The following is a 19,017-nucleotide window of genomic DNA, read 5'->3' as shown; positions in this document are numbered from 1 at the left end:
AATATTATGGCTATAGATTTGTCCTTAAATTACCCATGCCACCATCTACAGGTATAACTTGCCCAGTTATCCAACTGCTTTCGTCAGATAGTAGAAATGCTATAGCAGCGCTTATATCTTTTGGCTCACCATATTTTCCAAGTGGATGTCTCTTTGCCGATGCTTCCATTTTATCTGGGGTATTGAGTAGTTTTGAAGCAAGTGGAGTATTGGTAAGAGATGGCGCAACTACATTAACCCTGATTTGATTGCTGCTTAGTTCGGCCGCAAGCGATATGGCAAGTCCTTCGAGTGCAGCTTTAGAAGCCGCAATGCTAGCGTGAAAGCCCATACCTGTTTTCGCCGCAACAGAGCTGATTAGCACAACTGATGCTGATGTCGCATTCTTTAATGATTTTAGTGTTTGCTGTATAGATAGCGCTGCGCCAACAACATTTAATCGGAAATCATCTATAAAGTCGCTTTCACTAACTCTTGAAAACGGTTTTAAGTTAATGTTTCCAACGCTATATACAATGCCGTGTAGTTCATCCGGTACAAAAGAAGACAAACTTTCGGTGTTTTCCATAACATTAATCTCCAGATAGTTTACGGATGCTGGCCAGTTATCTGAACTAGTTCTTGACGCGGTAAAAACATTAGCACCTTCCTTACTTAGTAATTGTATAAGATCGAGGCCTATGCCCGAACTGCCTCCAATTACAAGAATATTTTTATTTTGGAATCTCATTGCCCTATATATCTTAAAAATTCGTTTCTAGTATCTACATTCTTAAATTTCCCGCTAAATGATGTAGTTATCGTAGAGCTGCCTATATCCTGAATACCACGGGAAGAAACACAGTGGTGGTTGGCATCAATCATTACCGCTACATCATCTGTTTCCATTACCCGCTTAATTTCTTCCGCAATCTGAATAGTAAGCCTTTCTTGTACCTGGGGTCTTCTTGAGTAATATTGAACTATGCGGTTAAGTTTTGATAAGCCAATTACTTTTCCCTTACTTATGTAGGCTACATGTGCTTTTCCTGTAATTGGAACAAAGTGATGTTCGCAATTACTAAAAACTGCTATATTCTTTTCAACCAACATTTCGCTATAACGATAATGGTTATCGAAAAGAGTAGGGACGGGCTTGTTTGCTGGATTTAAGCCACTAAATATTTCCTTTACATACATTTTTGCAATTCTATCCGGGGTGCCTTTCAAACTGTCATCAGTCAGGTCAAGTCCTAGAATATTAAGTATGCTTGTAAAATGATCGGATATTAGCGATATCTTGCTTTCATCATCCATTTCGAATGCATTTGACTTTAAAGGCGTTCTAAAGTTTTCAGCATCAATCTCGTAATCTGCTAGGTTGTGTTCTGGCATATATGTATTTAGTATATTTTTATACTAATTTATGATATTAAAGTTTATTAATATACTAAATAGGTTAATCTGCATTTAAATTGTATTAATTTGAAAGTGTAATGACACAGGAAGAGTACAACAATTCTTTTTTTAGGATCTTATTAAAATATATTCAGAATATAAGCTCTTAATAAAATTACCATTAAACTTGATTTAGAATTCTACTTTTAACTGGTCTGAATTTGGGAAGCGCAAAATACCTACCATTTTCGTTCCGTCCATTTTTTATCCAAACATTTTATACTATGCCTTTATGTATGTATTTGATGCAAAACGGATAGCCACTATGGCAAGTGCAGATTAGAAGATTTTTATCATGGTTATTATTTTGTTATGTAGACATTTACGCATAAATTAAAAAGAGGCAGTTTTTTAAACAGATTAAATTTCAAGTAATTTATTGATTTAAAGGTATTTTGAATTGTATTTCAAGAATTTACAGTTATTTTTTTATTTATGGAATAAAGATGGTTAAGTTCTAGGTCTCGGCAGCTCTGAAGCCCTAAAACCTTAAACCGATGGTAAGCTAACCCTCATGTATGTAGGGTTAGCTAGGAAGAAAACTAATTAGTTTTGTTAGATATTTGATAACAAGATATCCTACTGGTTGTTGCTTACAAAGGCTTGAATTAATTTTTAATTAGGCTCCCAGTCTTAAAATACGCCTGATGCGACCAAATCGCTTTTCCCGTTTAATGCTTTTTTCTGCCACTAAGGGTGAGGAGACTAACTTCCCGCCTTTTAGGGTAGCGCCAATGACGATCCCGCTGGATATCAGCACAAAGTTTTTTATGATATATTGACCCAAAAGGGTTGGTACGAATAATGAATGATTGAAGGTTTCGTGTGGAAAGAATAATAGGGGAAGAAATGTTCCAGCCATCTGAAGATAGAGTAGAATTAGTGTCAGCCTCAGCCAGGCTTTGGAAATTAGTCCAAGACCAATAACGCATTCCCATACCGCCAAAACTGGCATTGACACTTCTGGCTTAACCCAACCTAAGCTTAGCTTAAGGATTGTTCTTCCTGCGATCTCTTCGGCAGAACTTGCCCCAGGAAAGAACTTGAGAAAGCCAAACCAGATGAAGATGATGCCCAAGCAAATGCGAAGTATATTCATCCCATTTCTTGCCTTCCAAGCAATTATTCTCTTTTCCGATAGTCTTTTGATGCCCAGCATATCCTTAGGTTTGATATAATAGACATACGAATAGGGTATCAAGGCGGTTTAGTCCCAATTGTTGTAATTTAGATTAATCCCACTTATTATATTGAGTCTTAAAATTGGTAAGACAGTACAGATTATTAAGTAAAATATCATAGTGAATGCAACATGTATTTGAATTTAAAGAAAACACTATCTGTAGCTTATTGAACAAACCAATTATTTTGACCTGGTTGCGCCAATTTTCAATAATTTGTAAGCTCTTAAATAAAAGGGTGTTATGAGTAAAATATTTTTGGTGAGATGAGTCAATTGACGGCGGTTTATCCTATAACGTCTTGAATTTCAAAGAAAAAGGGTTGCTCTTTTTGGAACAACCCTCTTCAAAAATGGGTACAATTCCCATTCGTACTCGGGGCGGGAATCGAACCCGCACGCCTTTGAAAGCACAGGATTTTAAGTCCTGCGTGTCTACCAGTTCCACCACCCGAGCATCAGTCTACCCGAATTATCGGTAGATTAATGTTTAAAATAAATGCCTTTCGGTAGGAAAGGCATTTAGAGCGAAAGACGAGATTCGAACTCGCGACCCCGACCTTGGCAAGGTCGTGCTCTACCAACTGAGCTACTTTCGCATTATTAATACAATCGCTGTATTCCCTTTGGGGTTGCAAATATAGAAAATTAAGATTTTGTTTCAAAGATTATTTTAAAATTTTTTTTAAGACGGTTTTAGCACATGGCTACTGTAAAAACAAAGAAAGCATCGCTTAAATCTGGTTATTGGAGCTGGGGTTCTTTCTGAAACAACTTTTGTGATATAATAAGAGCCTATTTAAAATTTATCTAATAATTTGTTTATGCTTCTTAATGGCTGTAACATCGTTAAATATTTCGAGATGGGTTGGCTATCTCTGCAACATTTGCCTTGTTTCGCTCAAAAAATAAGCGATAAACATTTTCACAATATAAATTTAAACAGGCTCTAAGTTTTTTGATGCCATCAAAGGACAAACTATCTACAAGCTAATTCTTAAATAATTATTTCATAGATAGTTATATTTATTACATTATTTTGGAAGTATGGGTGGATTTATTTTATTTACCCTTGTGCTTATAGATTTTAAGAAAGCTTCCAACGCATTCTGCTCAGGCAAGGTAAGATTTAATTTTTGTAGCATAGCCGATTTTGGTGTTTTCAGAGAATCAGGAACTTTCAGTGCCCTTTGTTCGGCTATTGGATTACCAAGATTGTAAAATTCTATTACATCTTTTAGCGATGGAAAATTACCGTGATGCATCCAAGGGCCTGTAATGTTAGTTTCTCTTAAAGATGGCGTTCTAAAAGCACCTACATCTTTTAATTTTTTAGTCACGTTATACAAACCCAGATCTTCAAACTTAGAACCTAATAAAGCCTGTCCATCATTATGAAATTTGTTATCGCTAAATAATGACGTGTTATGGCAATTAATACAGCGTGCTTTTGTTCTAAACAAGTGTAAGCCCAAAACTTCTTCGTCTTTTAAAATAGCCTTGTTTCCTTTTACAAAAGCATCAAATCTACTATTAGTGCTCACAATTCCACGTTCAAAAGTAGCTATTGCTTGCTGAATCCGATCTAAATTAACGTTTTCTGAACCAAATGCACTTGCAAATAACGGTTTATAGCCATCAATTTTACTGATGTTTTCTACCATTAAAGATAAATCTTGATTCATTTCTACGTGATCTTTTACCGGGAAACCCGACTGATGTTCTAAGCTTGTAGCTCTTCCATCCCAAAATAGTTTTTGATAAAAAGCTGTATTTAAAATCGTCATGGCATTTCTTTTCCCATTTTGGCGGTCATGGCCGTAAGCTACTCGTTTGCCATCGCCCCAGCCCAACTCCGGATCGTGACAAGATGCACAGGCAATCTGCTTAGAAACTGACATTCGTGGATCAAAGAAAAGTAGTTTTCCCAGTTTTTCTTTTTCAGCGGAGTAGGGGTTGTTTGCTGGATAAACCGGACGACCAAGGTAACCAATATCTTTAAAGTCTGGTTTTGCCTCATTATCTAAGTTTGGTTTTGGCCATTTAGATACATCACTACTATAAATTTCTCTAAGTTGAGCAATGGTATATTCTTTATCCTGCAAAAACGCTGTTGTAATAATAAATGCGATTAACACAGAAAAAATTATGGTAATTCTTTTCATTCTTTTATAAAGCTATGGCTGTAGGACTCAATTTGTAAGCAAATGTTTTAGTTGTGCCGCCAATTGCAGCTTCATTAAAAGTGATGGAAAGGTCTATAATTTTTGTAACCTCGCTATATGTTCCTGAACCACTTATTCCGATTTTAAATGTACTTGCATCGGCTTTGGTTAATACAACATCCTGTGTTTTAACTTTTACAACACCTGTTTTTGCTCCAATGTAATCTGGAAGAAATTGGAGTACCTGATCAACATTTATCTTAACTGTTCTAATATTTGTTGTGCCAGTTTGCGTGGAATATAACCTTACCATATCAAACATGGGTACGCCGCTATCGGGAACATTTGGATTGGTAAAGCCTAAAAAGGTAGGGTCTGTAGCAGAAGTGGTAGAAAAGTGACTAGCAATTCTATTTGTCCAGGCATTACTAACTGGATCGAAACGATAAACAAACATTTGGTAAAATGCAACATTTGACTGAAAAGTTGCCATCGCACTTGATGATGGGATGCTTGCAGGTTGATCTGGATAAAGATCTGCTTTATCTTGTGGTTGATCTTTTTTACATCCGGTTGCAAGAACAATTGCCGTTAAGAAAATGAATAGCTTTTTCATGTATTATAAATTAATAACCTTGATTTTGAACAATTGAAGAATTTGCAATGACGGTATTTGCTGGCAAAGGCATAACCAATCTAAAATCATCAGCATTGATATTGCAGGAAACAGCATTGCAATCAGTTCTTACAATATTTTTTTTACGGCGAGCAAGATCAAACAATAAGTTTCCTTCAAAGGCTAACTCTTTTCTTCGCTCTAGTAAAATAGCGTCTACCAAATCTGATTTAATTGTGCTGTTTAAAGTGGTTGCAGAGGCATCTCCACGTTTTCTAATCAAATTCAAATCAGCATTTGCAATGGTGAAATCGGGTGTAGCTTTTTCAACAGCTGCCTCAGCCCTGATTAGATATAATTCTGATAATCTAAGTACTTTAATTGGCGTTTGGTTGGTTGAGCCATTTGCATATTTCTTTGTAAAAAAATAGGTTGTTCCGCTTATTACGATGCTATTAAACATGGTTGCAGTTCTTCTTACATCTGTTGCTGAATACAAAGAAGTGATGTCGGCTGTTGCTGCATACTGCCTGTAAGTTGTGTTGGTAATATCGTAATAACCACCCAGCCCAGTACTAGAGAATGCGGTTTCAATAGCAATTTCAAAAATCGATTCGCTTGAAGGTACACGTCCGGTCCAACTGGCAACATAATTTACGTTGCTAATTAGGCTGTATTGATTACTTTTTATTAATTCATCGGCAGTGCTAAACGCCTTATCCCAATTATTTGTATTTAAGTAAACTTTGGCTAAAAGTGCTTGAGCGGAAGCTTTTGTGAAATAATTTTGCTTGTAACCACCACTTAAAATACCACCGTTGTTGTTATCGAAGGTATTTATGGCATCCAATAAATCGTTTACGATGGCTTGGTAGGTTTGAGCTACAGAAACTCTAACTGGTGCCGGATCTCCATATAGTTGTGGTTTCAAGTTTACCACAATTCCGGTATGAGATCCATCCGTAGTTGCGCTAAAGGGTTTTGCGAATGCCCGAACCAAATCGAAATGTATAAGTGCTCTTAAACATTTTGCTTCCGCAATTATTTTAGCCTTATCCAAATCAGATCCTGTAGCGGTTGTGGTATAAGAAATAATGTTGTTTACGTTATTCAATTCGGCATATAAACTTGCATAAGTAGCACTCATTGAAGATAAAAGTGGCGTTTGACTAGCATTATAAATATCTTCCAGTCGGTTATTAACGGTTTTACTGTATTTAATGTTTCCTCCCAAAAGATCGGGATAGACCATACTGTTTTTTAGATAATGATCTTCACTTAAAAGATCGTGATAAGCGCCTGCCAAAGCTGTTTTTGCACCTTGCGTATCTTTAAAAAGATCGGCTATCGAAATCCTATCCGTTGGTTCTTTGTCTAAAATTTTTTCGCAAGAACTGAACATGAATACAATCATGAACAGAAATATTGTTGAGTTTAATCTTTTCATATTCTAATATCTTATAAGCCAATTCTTATACCTGCGGTAAATGCACTCGTTTCTGGTGTGGTAAACCTCATTTCAGCAATTCCATTTCTGCCTTTTGTACCTGCATCTTTGTACACGTAAAATAGATTTGTAGCATTTACAAAAATCGACAGGTTTTGAAGATGAAGTCTACTTAATGTTTTCTCCTCGAATTTGTAGTTAAGCGATACATTAGATAGTTTCAGGTAGCTCACATCGTAAATGTAGCGTGAGGAGTTAGATACTATATTTCTGTTGATGAGCAGTTGAGGAATATCAGTTATATCGCCTGGCTTTTGCCATCTATCGACTAAATTAACGCTTTGGTTGCGGTTTTGTAAGTTTCTTCCATCTGCTTCATTAATGTAATAAATCAATTTATCTTCCCCGTAACTGTATAATATGTTGAAAGAGAAATTAAATCGGTATACATTAAAAGAATTAATTAATCCACCTTGAAATTGAGGTAAACGATCTCCTAGAACTGAAGTTGAAGATATTGGAAGTGCATTAATTTCTGAGGCGGTGCTTAATTTTCCATTGATACCGTAAAACATTTCCATACCGGTTTGAGGATCTACACCTGCCCATTGGTAACCATATATTGCGCTGGTACTATTCCCTTCGCGGAGTGCAGCAGCATCGTCGGCAGAACTGTATGTTGCCCCAGTACCTTTATTGTATGAAATCAGCTTGTTTTTGTTGGCTCCAAAATTATAGGCTAAATTCCAGCTAAAGTTTTTATCGGTCACAATTTGGCTACTAATCGTTAATTCGAAACCTCTGTTTCTTGTTGTACTGGTATTGGCGGAAATGCTTTGAAAACCAGTTTCGTAAGGCACTAGCGAACTTGATATTAAATCAGTAATTCTATTGTTATAGTATTCTGCAATAACATCAACCTTTCCAAAGAGATTAAAATCTAATCCGAGGTTAAATTTGTAGTTTTTTTCCCATCCTAAATCAGGGTTAGGTGCCGCAGTACCATCTGGAGTGGCTACGATATTACCATTATAAACTGTAGAAGAGCCTGAGCCAAAACTATATAATCCCTTTGCAGAATAGTTTCCTATTCTGGAATTTCCGGTAGAGCCGTATGTTACTCTTAGTTTTAAGAAAGTAAGTATCTTGTTATCCAATAAAAAGTTTTCTTTCGAAATAATCCAGCTTGCGCCAACCGAACCATTAAGTGCCACTTGCTTATCTCCACCAAAAATAGACGATTTATCAATTCTTGCATTTAAGTTTAGGTAGTATTTCTTTGCAAAATCATATCCCAATGAAGAATAATAAGATACGGTAGCGTTTTCAGAATTTGATGAGGCAGATGTTGTTGTGCCTGCAGCGCTTAGTACGCGTAGCCTATCGAAAGTAAAATTGTTTCCTGAACCTCTTAAAAGGTCAGTTATCTTGTTTTCAACCTGCGTACCTACTAAAAAGTTAAATGAATGATGTTTAAAAGTACGATCGTAAGTGGCTTGTACAAATCCAATATAACTATTATAAACTCTATCATAAATTTGCAATCTACCATTGGCCGTTCTACCAGTGGCGTTAAGTGCAGAGTAGTATTGTAATTGTTTGTTTTGATACACATTTGCGCCCAGCGTGCCAGAAACTGAAAGGTGATTGGTGATTTTATAACTGCCGTTAATATTTCCTATAAAATCAAATCCTTTATCTCTATCTTCATTTTGTTCAAAAACTGCTAAGGGATTAGGTACGCCCAAAAAATCTGTAAAAGTGCCATTGGTGTAAGGTTCTAAATTTGGAGGTAAGGTAACGGCACCATAATCAGATAAAGAACTGCTTCTGCTAAAAGTTGGACTAAGGTTAATACCAACTTTAAATTTATCGCTAAACTCATGATCTACTCTTAATCGGCCATAAATTTTCTTTAAATCGTTGGTTAAAGTACTAGATTGTTGGTTACGGTAGCCACCGGAAAAACGAAAAGTAGTTGTTCCACTTCCGCCAGATACCTCTAAACCATAATTTTGATAAAGTGCGTTTCGCTGTGTAAGGTCAAACCAATCGGTATTGGTAGTTTTGCTACCCGAAATCTGCGATGCCTCGGTTGCACTACGTCCACCGTTTATATACGCCTCCCTTAGCAAACTGTAGTATTGTGGCCCGCTTAACCATTTATATTGATTAATAAAAGTAGCTACACCAGCATCGGCACTTAGATTAACGACCGTTTTACCAGCTTTACCGTTTTTTGTGGTGATAATAATTACGCCATTAGCACCATTGGCACCGTAAAGTGCTGATGCTGTAGCATCTTTTAAAATGGAAATACTTTTGATATCATCTGGATTAACATTTGATAATGGATTAAGATAACTTTCTCCGTTAAAGTTAATACTCTCATCTCCGCGTTGCTGTTCGTACATGGGTACACCATCTATTACAAACAATGGTTGTGTGGAAGTAGTTCTTGATGCCCCAATTGTGGGAAGCGAACCAAGACCTCGGATGTTGATTTTAATTGGCGTATTAAGTTCTGTAGTGGTTTCTACCTGTACACCTGCAACTAAGCCTTCCAGCATTTTATCAAAGCTTTCTATTGGTCGGTTGGTTTGAAGACGCTCTGCATTAACCTGAGAAATACTTCCTACTACATCTTCGCGTCGTTTATCTTTGGTATAAGAGCCTGTTACCACAACCTCATTCATTCCAAGTGGCTCTGTTTCTAAATTAATATTGAAGAAAACCTGGTTGCCTATGTTAATTTCCTGAGTTTTCATCCCCAAGAAACTGAATACCAATATTGTTTTATCTATTTTATCGGTGTTTACCCTATAAATAAATTCTCCGTTATTATTCGTAATAGCTCCTTGCTTAGTTCCTTTTACAAAAATATTTGCGCCTGGTATTGGTGTTCCTGTTTCTTTATCTCTTACTGTTCCAGTTATACTACGTGTTGGTTTGTCTACTTTTTTTGGCGCTTTTCTGATAGAAATTGAGTTTCCGATTATTCCAAACTCCAGATTTTGTTGATCGGAGATAATATTTAAAATTGAAGTTAAACTCCCTTCTGCTTTTAGTGATATTTTTTGACTAAGATTAATAATATTTTGATCGTAGCTAAACTTATATATGGTTTGTTTTTCGATAATTTTCAGTAATTCAGAAATAGGTTTTTCTTGTATATTAACCTTTATGTTTATGCTACTTGGGTCTTTTTGCTGTGCAAAGGCACCGAGATTAAAAAGCATGAAACAGGCTATAACACAGAGATGTTTGCATAAAAGTTTCTTCATTTTTTTTGTTTAAGTTTTATAGTTTGATTGGTTTGTTCATAAGTGATATTTTCGGCAAAACAGATGCTTTTTATGATGGTAATATAATCTGCTTTTTCAAACTCACCAGAGTAATTCCAGTCTTTCATGTTAGATTGATCTATGAGTTTGATTCCATAGCTATTTTTTAGCTTTTCTGCAATAGTTTTAAAGTTGGCATTGCGAAAAATAATTTGGCCGGTTCTCCAAGATGTAACTTCATGCTGATCAAAGCCGGTGCGGATGAGTGTCTTGTTTTTGGTAAAAAATGTAGCCATTTCGGATGGTCTTAGTAACATTTTATCTCTACCGGCATTTGCAGAAATTTCTATGCTACCTTCAATTAATGCAACGCTAACATCGGGTTTTGTGCCATAGGCAGAAACATTAAATTTTGTACCTAAAACCACTGTTTTAGTACCATTGGCATTAACAGTAAATGGCCTTGATTTATCTTTACTTACTTCAAAAAATGCCTCACCGATTAAAAAAACTTCTCTTTTTTTACTGCCAAAAACTTTAGGTAATTTAATGGTGCTGTTAGCATTCAGGGTTATTTTCGTTCCATCGCTTAAATCTAAAATAGAGATTTTTCCATAGCCATTATGTTTGGTTACATAGGTTATTGTTTCAGTATTAGGGTAAAAATATAATACAGCAAAAAATAAGGCCATAAGAATCGCTACCGAACTGAACAAAATGAAAGACTTGCTAAAATTGAATTCCTTTTTTCTTAGGAATTTTTCCGATTTTTTGCTAGTTAAAAAGTTATCAAAACGGATTGCCTCAAAATGCAACTCATCTTCCGGTAATCGAAGATACATTAGCGCTAATATTTGTTCAGCATTAAAAATCTCATCAATTTTTTCGGGATGACGACTAATCCAATTTTCCCAGAAATTTATGGACGATTCTTCTGTTTTTAGATAATAGGCAATAAAAGACTCATCTGCAGCAAAATCTTCGGCTTGAAATAGGTTATAATTCACGAGAAATAATTTTAAAAGAAAAATTAAAAATTGTTTTTAGCTAATGATATTCTACTAGAGTAAAATACAAGCCTTTTTTACCAGATTTTTTTATTTTTTTTTCAAAATGTCTTTTATTTATTTTTAAGAGCACCTTTTAAGCTGCATATTGCTCCATATACGTGATTATAAACTGTTCTAGGTTTTAATTTCAATTGGATGGAGATAGCCTGATAACTTAGATTTTCATAAAACTTAAGAGATATAATCTCTCTTTGTGTAGGGGTTAGCTTGTTAACTGCATCCCATATTTTTAATCTTCTATTTTCTAAAAATTGAGATTCGATTAGCAATTGCTCATAAGAAAGCACACTATATTGAAGTCCTTCATTAATGTTTTCTATATTTTCGGTTCGGCTGCTATCTTTAATTTCTTTAAAAATACGATTGCGGACACATGTTCTTAGATAAGCTTTTATGTATTCAATATCTCCAACTTTATTTCTGTTTTCCCAGAGTTCGCAGAAAATTTCATGAAGACAGTCTTTAATTTTTTCTTTATCAGAAAGAATTCTAAACGCATACGCATACAAGTCCTGATAGCACTCTCGGTAGAGTATTTTCATAGCTTCGGCATCTCCATTCTGAATATCTTTCCAAATAGTATTTTGCATTCGTTAATCAAATAATTAAAAACGACATCAAGGAGCGCTGGGTGTGTCGATTTATTGTAGGATGGTTAATCCCTTTTCAATCTGAAATTTGTTTTGGATGGACTAAGATACAATCATATCAGAATAAACTTGCATTGACCTCTATATTTTTAGGAATTTTTGAACATCAGCATTTTTTAATTCGCGAGGTATTCAAACATCACATCATCTATTCGGAAGGTGCATCTCGAACACTTTCTATAAAACCAATATTTGAGCATACCGTATTAAAATTCAAAGAAAAGGGTTGCTCTTTTTGGAGCAACCCTTTTCAAAAATGGGGGCAATTCCCATCTGTACTCACGAAGATACAAATTTCCAATCATTTCATAGAAGATTTAGAAATTTTAATGCGTTTAATCGCTTAGATCAACACTTTAATAAATGGCGATGGGAAGAATATCCAATCATTTTGATTAGAACTAAATATTACTTTCGCAAAGTAAAAGAATGGTTTGATGTAGCAATATTTTATTCCACTATCGCAAAAAGCCATAAAAAGATATTAAAGTAACCTAATCCTTTTTGGTTAAATCAGGCTCATAATGATATAAAAACTTCTGTTATTGATTCACTTTCCAATAGGCATCACTTCCCGATTTTCTTTCATCCGTAGCCCTTACCACTAAAGTATCCCCATCTTGTATCTCTCCAAAAATTTCAATTCCTTTTTCCGTACTCATTCCCTGTCTTACATCTACCCATTCAGTTTTGCCGTTTTTAACAGTTATTACAAATTTCCTTTCCTGGTTGGTAGCAATAGCACCAGGGCTAACAACAAAAGAAGGAATGTTCCTTTGAAGATTAAGTTTTACATAAGCAAAACTTCCGGCCTTCAATTCATTATCAGTATTGTTGAAGCGATATTCCCAAGTTTCCGTCCTGTTCTTTGGATCAATGGCACCGCTCTTTCTAACTAACTGTGCGGCAAAACTTTTATTGGGATTGCTTTGAACCCTGAATTTTACCTCTTTATCAGCTGTCCCGGCAGATACATACAGTTCTGGAACAGCTACCCTTAACCTTAATGTGCTTGTATTCTGCACGGTAAATATTGGTGCAGTTTGCCCAACCAAAGCTCCCCGGTCAGCATTCCTTGCGGTAACAACTCCGTTAAATGGAGCTTTGATAACCAGGTAACCAGCCACTTCCCTGTACGATTGTGCCAAGCTTTTCGCACTTTGATAGGCGGCACTATCAGCCAGTTTCTGGTTACGGCTTTTTTCCAGATCCACAGGTGCAACAATACCGGCCGTTTTCGCCTGTGACGCTCGATTTAAGCGTTCATAAACATCCTTACTGGACTGATACCTGGAATGTGCAGAGGAGAGTGCCGACTGATATTCCGCAGATTTAGTTCTCACCTCCGGTGCATCAATAACAGCGAGGGTCTGCCCTTGTCTTACCTTATCTCCAATATCTACCCGGATATCTTTGATGTAACCTTCTACCTTGGCGGTCAGGTCTGCTGTTTCGTATGGTAACAGTTCGGCGGGAAGCTCAATGGATTTATTGACAGCTGAGCTTGCTAAAATAAACACCGGTACAGTGTCTGTAACTTCAGCTGAAGCATTATTTTGTGAAGATTTCTTTTGGGTACATGCACTAAAGCATAGGATAACTATTGATAGCTTAAATATTGACTTGATCATCTTATGTGTTCAGTTAATTTTTTTGAGAATTGAATTCAGGATCCTGGGGATCCAGCGATATAACTTTATAAGTTCTGTTACCGGCGGCCCATTGGTATACGGCTGGCAGAAAGAACAGAACACTAATGGTGGAAGTAATTAATCCGCCTATCACCGCTATGCCGAGCGGTGCAATCTGCCCTCCACCTAAAGCCATCGGGATCATCCCAGCAATCATTGCCATACTTGTCATTAGAATAGGGCGAAGACGTGTCTCAGCTGAAAGCAAATGCGGGTTTTCTGTATTGCCATTTTTTCTTAGCACTTCGGCATTGGTCACAAACAGTACAGCATTGGCAATTGCCACGCCTACGGCCATAATTGTTCCCATGTAAGACTGGATATTCATGGATTGTCCTGTTAACAATAGTAACAATAAAGCTCCCGCAATTACGGCAGGAATAACTGCCAGCATCACCGTAGCAATACGGAAGGACTGGAAAAACACCGCCATTAGTAAAAATATAACCACCATCGCCACCAATAACCCGAACTGCAAACTGCTCAATGTTTGTGAAAGCAATTCGGGCTGACCTCTTAACAGTATTTTTGCGCCTTTAGGTAAGCTTGAGCGCATTTTTTCGACAATTTTTTCTGTTTGCTTAAATGCAGATCCCAGGTCTTTGTCATGAACGTTTGCAGTAACCGTGATATATCTTTGCTGATTTAAACGGTCATATTCTCCCGGCATGGCAATTTTTTTCCAGGATGCAACTTCGTTTAATAAATGGCTGGTTCCATTCCCCGAGCCTACAGGTATCATCTCTATCTGCGAAGTAGAATTCATCCTATACTCTGGATACTGAACCTGTACAATATAGGCGGTACCTGTTGTTTTGTCCAGCCAATAACCTGGCGACATGAAGCGCGTACTGGAGGTTGCCGCTACTATTGACCGTGTGATCTGTTCAGATGTTAAATTAAGCTGCCCTGCCTTAACCCTGTCTACATCTATTTTTATGGCGGGATAATCCAGCGGTGTTGCAACCTGTACATCACGCATATAGGGCAATGCGGATAATTCACTAACCATTTTTTTGGCTGTAACTTTTCCCTGTTCCAGGTTCTTGTTCACTACGGCGATCTCTATTGGATTAGTTGTCCCCATATTTAAAACCTGGCTGGCAATATCTCCGGGCTCAAAAGAAATTACAGCTTTAGGCAGTTCTTTTTTAACCAGCGCCCTTAATTGTTCTTTGAAATCTTCTATGCCAATGGATCCTTTATTCAATTTTATCTTGGTAACACTTTCATGCGGGCCGCCTGTCCAGAGATAAATATAATTTACAGGGAAACTGGATGGTTGGGTGCCGACAAATGCAGAGGTTATTTCTATATTTTCCTTACCAGCTATTTTTGAAGAGAGTTCCAATAATTTCCTTGTGGCATCTTCTGTCCGCTCCAGCCTTGTTCCAACCGGCAGCCTTAACCGTACCTGGGTTTGTCCGGTGTCCACAGCAGGAAAAAGTTCGGTACCAATTGAAAGAAAGAAAATAATCACAAAACCAGTGGATACCAAAGAAAATAATAGTGTGATCAGTCCGGTTTTTTTGGAAATACGGGTAATAGTTCCCGTATAACTTATTTTTAACCGCTCAAAACGGTTATTTGAACTTGATTGAGGAAGATGGCCTTTCATCATCCAGTTGCTTAGTACAGGCACGAAGGTTTGGGACAGGAAGAATGAGGCGATCATGGCAAAACCCACCGCCAACGATAGCGGCATAAACATCGCCCTTGGTACCCCATTCATAAATAGGGAAGGAACAAATACGGCCAGGATACTTAGAAGGATCAATAATTTTGGCGTTGCAATCTCTTTACAAGCATCGGCTATGGCCTGCCGCTTATCTTTTCCCATTTCCAGATGCCGGTGTATGTTTTCTATGGTAACCGTAGCTTCATCAACCAGAATTCCAACTGATAGGGCGAGTCCGCCCAAAGTCATGATATTTATGGTCTGTCCGAACAGGTACAGCACCGTAGCTGAGCACAATAAGGCCAGGGGAATGGTCATAACTACAATTAAAGCCCCTCTTCTGTCTCCTAAAAACAGTAGTACCATTAAGCCCGTTAAAATCGCACCCAGGCCACCTTCAAATAATAAGCTTTTTAAAGCACTGATTACATAGCCAGACTGGTCAAACTCGTAAGAAACTTTAATGTCTTCGGGTATAGCGGCCTGCATATCCGGCAGCGAAGCTTTCACCAGTTTAACTACATCCCAGGTGGAAGCATCAGCTCGCTTGGTTACCGGGATATAAACTGAACGCTTGCCATTCACCAGTGCATAGCTGGTGGTTACATCCGAGCCAATACTTACTGTGGCTATGTCCTTTATGTATACCGATGTGCCGCTTCCTTTTTGTAACGGGGTGTTTTCCAGATCCTGCAGGTTTTCAATCACGCTGTTTTGCGGGGTAAGATAAGTACTGTCTCCGATGCGTACATTTCCCGCCGGAGAAATCGTATTTGAAGTGGCCAGGGACTGCATCACCTGCCCTGGCGATAACTGGTAATTACGTATTTTATCAGGATCCACATTAATGATTACCGTTTTATTATTTCCGCCGAAAGGCGGTGGTGCAGATACACCCGGAAGGGTTGAAAACATTGGCCTTACCTTAAACAGGGCAAGATCTGAAATTTCGCCCAACGACTTGGTTTCTGAACTGAATACCAACTGGCCAACCGGGACGCTTCCTGCATCAAAGCGGGTAATAAATGGGGGAACCGTGCCCGGCGGCATAAATGCCCTCGAACGGTTTACATAACCTACCACTTCTGCCATTGCTTGTGCCATATCCGTTCCCTCATTAAATTCAATTTTAATGAGGGCTGCACCCTGTATGGATTTGGAGTCAACGTATTTTACTCCCGTGATATACAAAAAGTGGTATTCGTAATAGGAGGTAACAAAACCCTCCATCTGCTCCGGAGAAAGCCCTCCATAGGGCTGGGCGACATACACCGTAGGTAAGCCTAAAGTTGGGAAAATGTCTATTTTGCTGTTTCTGATAGAGATGTAAGAAAAAAAAGCGATACCAAGAACGGCAACAAGAACGGTAATAGGATGCCTTAATGCGGATATAATAAGTTTCATATTCTGGTTATCTGTTATAAAATAAATTTAGGTCTCCCTTTGCCACGCTTATATCCAGCAATGAACGCTGAATAATTAATTTGGCACTTGTATCATTGATCTCTGCCTGCTGCAATTCAAATTGTGCTTGTGTCAACCGGGTAAAATCTACCAGGCCGGCGTCATAACTGACCCTCAAACTATTATATGCCGCCAGGGCACTTTTCAACCGGATTGCCGTATTCTTTGAAACCGCAACATTAGATTGGTACTTTTGCAGCGCCATATCAGCCTGTTTATTTAAATCAAGTTTTACCTGACCCATTCTAAATTCATCTGCCTTTAAAAGTTCCTGATATTGCTTCTTTTTACTGCTTAACTGATGAAACTGAAGAAGAGGGAAACTCAATTGAACACCAACACCTATATTACTGCGGCTTAAATTAAAGCCTTCAGATTTGTTGATGTTGTTATTCACATCAATTCCTGATCCCCTGCCATAAACATTGCCCCAAAAATCCAGTTTTGGCCGCCATGTTTTTTTTACTTCGTCAAGCAGCGATGCTGTGACCTCTTTTTGTGCTGAAGCGGATTGGTAATAGGGATGGCCGGAGATGTTGACCGCCGTATCAATAGCTGTGTTCATCGCCTGAAAAGAGGTGTCCGTAAGAACCAGATTACCACCTCTTTCAGTATTTCCTATTAGACTGGAAAGCTCAATGAGTTTTTGTTTGTAATTATTTTGGGTTTGCAGGAGGTCTATCGCTGCCTGGGCAATGGAGCTTTGTAACTGAAGTGTATCAATACCTGGTCTTAACCCATTCTTCGCCAGTTCCAATGATTGGTCAAGGCTAGATTGATATCTGTTTATATTTGCCTGATTGGCAACTATGATCTGTTTAAAATAAATGGCATCCAGGTAGGCATTAACTGCCAAAAACTCATATTTAAAAGCCTGCTCATTGTAATCAGCGTTAGCTAATTTATATTGTGCAGTAGCTCTTTCGATAGCAGCGCCCCGCTGTCCGAAAGTAACAGGCCTCCACATCAGCAATGCGGTGGCTGCAGAACCCGGCACCAAATTAATATCATTATTTACGGATGGCGGGCCGCTTATAGGCATGATCAAACTTGGATAGCTCATGCCTGTGATATTATTGAACGTTGCCAGGTTAGCCTGATAAGCAACCGTCAGGTCGGGCATCAGACTCCGTTTTTCAAAAGCTATCAAATTTTTACTGGCTTCAATTTCTGATCTGGCAGCATTTAACCGGGGCAGATTGTCCTTGACCAAAGCGGAAACATCTTTTATAGCTAACTGCGTTTGAGCGTAACTCATTGAACATGCCATTAAAGTTAAAAAGCCGATCCCGAGCGTACATAGATATCTGGTTCCTGATGCCATTGTATGAGTTGAAATTATTGCGGTTATATATTCCAGTAAAGAAGGCCAGTAAAAATCCAATCTTACGGTATATTTGAAAATAGTGTGGTATTAAAAGAGATTTACCCGATAATTTTGAGGGGTAATAGTAGTAAATCTTTTGAAATATTTAATAAAATGTGAGGGGTCATTAAAGCTAAGGATAAACGCAATCTCAGCTACCGTATTGTCTGTGTAAATCAATAAACGTTTTGCTTCATTAATGATAAATTCTGATAAAACAGTTGACGCGGATGAATTGATCTCTTTCTTACAAGCCAGGTTTAAATTTTGGGGCGAGGTATTCAGCTTACCCGCATAATAAGCTACACTATTTTTCAAAGTTTTTTCCTGGCTCAGGAGCTCACGAAAATTATGGTAAAGGCCTTTTTCTATTATCCTGTTATTTGTATATGGATGCTCGCCTTCAGATAAAATTTTAGCCAGTAAAGCCTTCAATAATCCTTCGATAAGGGCATTTGAAGAATTATCCTCTATCGTACCTTCATCGATCAGTATTTCGAATAATTTGTTGATGGAGCCGGTTTGTTTAATATGTAATACAGCGGTCTTGCTTAACTGGTATAACAGTGATTTTATTTCCTTATCTATACTTTGGTCAATTAATCTTTTCTTGATAATTACTACATAGCCTTCAGGTTCCGAAGCCAGCTCCCAATAATGAATTTGCTCTTTACGGACAAAAAAAACACTATTCGGAACAACCTCATAACGCTGAGAATCTATGTAATGAAAACCGCTCCCTTTAGAAAGGTAAATAATTTCAAAATAGCTGTTATGTTTATGTGGCGTTGTAACCCTGACCTCTTTTTTAAAAGAAGAGGCTTTTAGAACTTTATCATCCTGTATTTTGTTCTTAATACTAATTGGGCTATTCATCAAACATACTTCATGTTACAATATTGATTCATTGCTGAGACTAAAAAGTTTGTCTTTAGTTTAATTGCTATTTTAAATACCATATATATTGCA

14 protein-coding genes and 2 tRNA genes are annotated in these 19,017 nt (G+C 37.5%); 1 reads left to right on the top strand and 15 read right to left on the bottom strand.

Going from position 1 to position 19,017, the window contains the following annotated elements; all coding sequences use genetic code 11:
- Window positions 1-10: 10 nt before the first annotated feature.
- From IEV50_RS03765 to IEV50_RS03715, 11 genes are all read right to left on the bottom strand, one after another.
- Window positions 11-730 (bottom strand): SDR family NAD(P)-dependent oxidoreductase, encoded by a 720-nt coding sequence (locus tag IEV50_RS03765; RefSeq protein WP_188411919.1) that lies wholly within the window; start codon window positions 728-730, stop codon window positions 11-13.
- Window positions 727-1,374: a GTP cyclohydrolase I FolE gene (gene folE / locus IEV50_RS03760; protein WP_188411918.1), complete on the bottom strand. Its 648-nt coding sequence runs from the start codon at window positions 1,372-1,374 to the stop codon at window positions 727-729. The genes IEV50_RS03765 and folE overlap by 4 nt, the downstream gene beginning before the upstream one ends.
- Before the next feature lie 682 nt (window positions 1,375-2,056).
- Window positions 2,057-2,596: a DoxX family membrane protein gene (locus IEV50_RS03755; RefSeq protein WP_188411917.1), complete on the bottom strand. Its 540-nt coding sequence runs from the start codon at window positions 2,594-2,596 to the stop codon at window positions 2,057-2,059.
- Between the two features lie 394 nt (window positions 2,597-2,990).
- A tRNA-Leu gene (locus tag IEV50_RS03750) sits at window positions 2,991-3,074 on the bottom strand.
- Window positions 3,075-3,143: 69 nt separating this feature from the next.
- Window positions 3,144-3,216 (bottom strand) — tRNA-Gly (locus IEV50_RS03745).
- Between the two features lie 435 nt (window positions 3,217-3,651).
- Entirely contained in the window at window positions 3,652-4,782 is a 1,131-nt protein-coding gene (locus IEV50_RS03740; RefSeq protein WP_188411916.1) for a cytochrome-c peroxidase, read from the bottom strand.
- A gap of 4 nt (window positions 4,783-4,786) precedes the next feature.
- A complete protein-coding gene (locus IEV50_RS03735; protein ID WP_188411915.1) occupies window positions 4,787-5,398 on the bottom strand; it encodes a restriction endonuclease subunit S domain-containing protein in 612 nt (203 codons plus the stop codon).
- Window positions 5,399-5,408: 10 nt separating this feature from the next.
- The gene (locus IEV50_RS03730) at window positions 5,409-6,845 is read right to left on the bottom strand and encodes a RagB/SusD family nutrient uptake outer membrane protein (RefSeq protein WP_188411914.1); all 1,437 of its coding nucleotides are present in this window, start codon (window positions 6,843-6,845) and stop codon (window positions 5,409-5,411) included.
- Between the two features lie 11 nt (window positions 6,846-6,856).
- Window positions 6,857-10,129 carry a SusC/RagA family TonB-linked outer membrane protein gene (locus tag IEV50_RS03725; protein ID WP_188411913.1) on the bottom strand — a complete coding sequence of 1,091 codons (3,273 nt, stop codon included), beginning with the start codon at window positions 10,127-10,129 and terminating at the stop codon, window positions 6,857-6,859.
- A complete protein-coding gene (locus tag IEV50_RS03720) occupies window positions 10,126-11,136 on the bottom strand; it encodes a FecR family protein (protein WP_188411912.1) in 1,011 nt (336 codons plus the stop codon). Before IEV50_RS03720 ends, IEV50_RS03725 begins: the two co-directional genes overlap by 4 nt.
- Before the next feature lie 113 nt (window positions 11,137-11,249).
- Window positions 11,250-11,789, bottom strand: a complete 540-nt coding sequence (locus IEV50_RS03715) for an RNA polymerase sigma factor (protein WP_188411911.1) — start codon at window positions 11,787-11,789, stop codon at window positions 11,250-11,252.
- A 134-nt stretch (window positions 11,790-11,923) separates the two neighbouring features.
- Here IEV50_RS03715 and IEV50_RS03710 point away from each other — a divergent pair, with 134 nt between their 5' ends.
- A complete protein-coding gene (locus tag IEV50_RS03710) occupies window positions 11,924-12,196 on the top strand; it encodes a hypothetical protein (RefSeq protein ID WP_188411910.1) in 273 nt (90 codons plus the stop codon).
- A 195-nt stretch (window positions 12,197-12,391) separates the two neighbouring features.
- Here the strand turns inward: IEV50_RS03710 and IEV50_RS03705 are convergent, their stop codons facing one another.
- The 4 genes from IEV50_RS03705 to IEV50_RS03690 form a co-directional block, all read right to left on the bottom strand.
- Window positions 12,392-13,480: an efflux RND transporter periplasmic adaptor subunit gene (locus IEV50_RS03705; RefSeq protein WP_188411909.1), complete on the bottom strand. Its 1,089-nt coding sequence runs from the start codon at window positions 13,478-13,480 to the stop codon at window positions 12,392-12,394.
- A gap of 13 nt (window positions 13,481-13,493) precedes the next feature.
- Window positions 13,494-16,622: an efflux RND transporter permease subunit gene (locus IEV50_RS03700; protein WP_188411908.1), complete on the bottom strand. Its 3,129-nt coding sequence runs from the start codon at window positions 16,620-16,622 to the stop codon at window positions 13,494-13,496.
- Window positions 16,623-16,629: 7 nt separating this feature from the next.
- Window positions 16,630-18,006 carry a TolC family protein gene (locus tag IEV50_RS03695; protein WP_123205229.1) on the bottom strand — a complete coding sequence of 459 codons (1,377 nt, stop codon included), beginning with the start codon at window positions 18,004-18,006 and terminating at the stop codon, window positions 16,630-16,632.
- Window positions 18,007-18,096: 90 nt separating this feature from the next.
- Window positions 18,097-18,924, bottom strand: coding sequence for an AraC family transcriptional regulator (locus IEV50_RS03690; RefSeq protein ID WP_123205230.1), 828 nt, complete (start codon window positions 18,922-18,924; stop codon window positions 18,097-18,099).
- Between the last annotated feature and the right edge of the window lie 93 nt (window positions 18,925-19,017).

It is taken from the genome of Pedobacter mendelii, assembly GCF_014635725.1.
In the GTDB taxonomy this organism is placed as follows: Bacteria; Bacteroidota; Bacteroidia; order Sphingobacteriales; family Sphingobacteriaceae; genus Pedobacter; species Pedobacter mendelii.
Note: the sequence above shows the minus strand (reverse complement) of the source record. Positions and strands in the feature narration are given on the sequence as shown.

Coding starts and splice junctions, on each gene's coding strand:
- IEV50_RS03765 (WP_188411919.1), bottom strand. CDS start 730: ATGAGATTCCAAAATAAAAATATTCTTGTAATTGGAGGCAGTTCGGGC.
- folE (WP_188411918.1), bottom strand. CDS start 1,374: ATGCCAGAACACAACCTAGCAGATTACGAGATTGATGCTGAAAACTTT.
- IEV50_RS03755 (WP_188411917.1), bottom strand. CDS start 2,596: ATGCTGGGCATCAAAAGACTATCGGAAAAGAGAATAATTGCTTGGAAG.
- IEV50_RS03740 (WP_188411916.1), bottom strand. CDS start 4,782: ATGAAAAGAATTACCATAATTTTTTCTGTGTTAATCGCATTTATTATT.
- IEV50_RS03735 (WP_188411915.1), bottom strand. CDS start 5,398: ATGAAAAAGCTATTCATTTTCTTAACGGCAATTGTTCTTGCAACCGGA.
- IEV50_RS03730 (WP_188411914.1), bottom strand. CDS start 6,845: ATGAAAAGATTAAACTCAACAATATTTCTGTTCATGATTGTATTCATG.
- IEV50_RS03725 (WP_188411913.1), bottom strand. CDS start 10,129: ATGAAGAAACTTTTATGCAAACATCTCTGTGTTATAGCCTGTTTCATG.
- IEV50_RS03715 (WP_188411911.1), bottom strand. CDS start 11,789: ATGCAAAATACTATTTGGAAAGATATTCAGAATGGAGATGCCGAAGCT.
- IEV50_RS03705 (WP_188411909.1), bottom strand. CDS start 13,480: ATGATCAAGTCAATATTTAAGCTATCAATAGTTATCCTATGCTTTAGT.
- IEV50_RS03700 (WP_188411908.1), bottom strand. CDS start 16,622: ATGAAACTTATTATATCCGCATTAAGGCATCCTATTACCGTTCTTGTT.
- IEV50_RS03695 (WP_123205229.1), bottom strand. CDS start 18,006: ATGGCATCAGGAACCAGATATCTATGTACGCTCGGGATCGGCTTTTTA.
- IEV50_RS03690 (WP_123205230.1), bottom strand. CDS start 18,924: ATGAATAGCCCAATTAGTATTAAGAACAAAATACAGGATGATAAAGTT.